This window comes from Ensifer sp. YR511, from assembly GCF_900103045.1.
Taxonomy (GTDB): domain Bacteria; phylum Pseudomonadota; class Alphaproteobacteria; order Rhizobiales; family Rhizobiaceae; genus Ensifer; species Ensifer adhaerens.
Genome location: NZ_FNGR01000078.1, coordinates 1 through 2,609 on the forward strand (window position 1 = coordinate 1; position 2,609 = coordinate 2,609).

Here is a 2,609-nt window from a genome sequence, read left to right on the forward strand (position 1 = left end):
CTGAATACATAGGGGTAAGAAGCGAACGCAGGGAACTGAAACATCTAAGTACCTGCAGGAAAGGACATCAACCGAGACTCCGCAAGTAGTGGCGAGCGAACGCGGACCAGGCCAGTGGCAATGAGGAATAAAGTGGAACGACATGGAAAGGTCGGCCGTAGAGGGTGATAGCCCCTTACACGTAGAACACTCATTGTCCTTGAGTAAGGCGGGACACGTGAAATCCTGTCTGAACATGGGGAGACCACTCTCCAAGCCTAAGTACTCGTGCATGACCGATAGCGAACAAGTACCGTGAGGGAAAGGTGAAAAGCACCCCGACAAGGGGAGTGAAATAGAACCTGAAACCGGATGCCTACAAACAGTTGGAGCCCGCAAGGGTGACAGCGTACCTTTTGTATAATGGGTCAACGACTTAGTGTGACGAGCAAGCTTAAGCCGATAGGTGAAGGCGCAGCGAAAGCGAGTCTGAACAGGGCGTTCAGTTCGTCGCATTAGACCCGAAACCGAGTGATCTAGCCATGAGCAGGTTGAAGGTTGGGTAACACCAACTGGAGGACCGAACCCGCATCTGTTGCAATAGATTGGGATGACTTGTGGTTAGGGGTGAAAGGCCAATCAAACTCGGAAATAGCTGGTTCTCCGCGAAAACTATTTAGGTAGTGCGTCGACCGAATACCCTCGGGGGTAGAGCACTGGATGGGCTATGGGGACTCACCGTCTTACTGATCCTAACCAAACTCCGAATACCGAGGAGTACTAGTCGGCAGACACACGGCGGGTGCTAACGTCCGTCGTGAAAAGGGCAACAACCCTGACCTCCAGCTAAGGTCCCCAAGTCATGGCTAAGTGGGAAAGGATGTGAGGATCCCAAAACAACCAGGATGTTGGCTTAGAAGCAGCCATCATTTAAAGAAAGCGTAACAGCTCACTGGTCTAAATAAGGGTCTTTGCGCCGAAAATGTAACGGGGCTAAAGCCATGCACCGAAGCTGAGGATACGTCGCAAGACGTGTGGTAGCGGAGCGTTCCGTAAGCCTGTGAAGGGATACCCGTGAGGGGTCCTGGAGGTATCGGAAGTGCGAATGTTGACATGAGTAACGATAAAGAGGGTGAGAGACCCTCTCGCCGAAAGACCAAGGGTTCCTGCTTAAAGTTAATCTGAGCAGGGTTAGCCGGCCCCTAAGACGAGGCGGACACGCGTAGTCGATGGGAACCACGTTAATATTCGTGGGCCTGGTGGTAGTGACGGATCGCTTAACTTGTTCACACTTATTGGATTGTGTGGGCGGGGACGCGGTTCCAGGAAATAGCTCCACCGTATAGACCGTACCCGAAACCGACACAGGTGGTCAGGTAGAGTATACCAAGGCGCTTGAGAGAACTATGCTGAAGGAACTCGGCAAATTGCACGCGTAACTTCGGAAGAAGCGTGACCCCAAGGGACGCAAGTCTGTTGGGGTGGCACAGACCAGGGGGTAGCGACTGTTTATCAAAAACACAGGGCTCTGCGAAGTCGCAAGACGACGTATAGGGTCTGACGCCTGCCCGGTGCTGGAAGGTTAAGAGGAGGGGTGCAAGCTCTGAATCGAAGCCCCAGTAAACGGCGGCCGTAACTATAACGGTCCTAAGGTAGCGAAATTCCTTGTCGGGTAAGTTCCGACCTGCACGAATGGCGTAACGACTTCCCCGCTGTCTCCAGCATAGACTCAGTGAAATTGAATTCCCCGTGAAGATGCGGGGTTCCTGCGGTCAGACGGAAAGACCCCGTGCACCTTTACTATAGCTTTACACTGGCATTCGTGTCGGCATGTGTAGGATAGGTGGTAGGCTTTGAAGCAGGGACGCCAGTTCTTGTGGAGCCATCCTTGAAATACCACCCTTATCGTCATGGATGTCTAACCGCGGTCCGTTATCCGGATCCGGGACAGTGTATGGTGGGTAGTTTGACTGGGGCGGTCGCCTCCGAAAGAGTAACGGAGGCGCGCGATGGTGGGCTCAGACCGGTCGGAAATCGGTCGTCGAGTGCAATGGCATAAGCCCGCCTGACTGCGAGACTGACAAGTCGAGCAGAGACGAAAGTCGGTCATAGTGATCCGGTGGTCCCGCGTGGAAGGGCCATCGCTCAACGGATAAAAGGTACGCCGGGGATAACAGGCTGATGACCCCCAAGAGTCCATATCGACGGGGTTGTTTGGCACCTCGATGTCGGCTCATCGCATCCTGGGGCTGGAGCAGGTCCCAAGGGTTTGGCTGTTCGCCAATTAAAGCGGTACGTGAGCTGGGTTCAGAACGTCGTGAGACAGTTCGGTCCCTATCTGCCGTGGGTGTAGGAATATTGACAGGATCTGTCCCTAGTACGAGAGGACCGGGATGGACATATCTCTGGTGGACCTGTTGTCCTGCCAAGGGCATAGCAGGGTAGCTATATATGGAATGGATAACCGCTGAAGGCATCTAAGCGGGAAACCAACCTGAAAACGAGTATTCCCTTGAGAACCGTGGAAGACGACCACGTTGATAGGCTGGGTGTGGAAGTGCGGCAACGCATGAAGCTTACCAGTACTAATCGTTCGATTGGCTTGATCGTTCCCATTGCTCATGCTCATC

The 2,609-nt window shown here is 53.5% G+C and carries 1 rRNA gene; it reads left to right on the forward strand.

The window, feature by feature from the left end:
• A 23S ribosomal RNA gene (locus tag BLU15_RS38685) occupies positions 1 to 2,589 on the forward strand; the annotation flags it as partial.
• Positions 2,590 to 2,609: the final 20 nt, after the last annotated feature.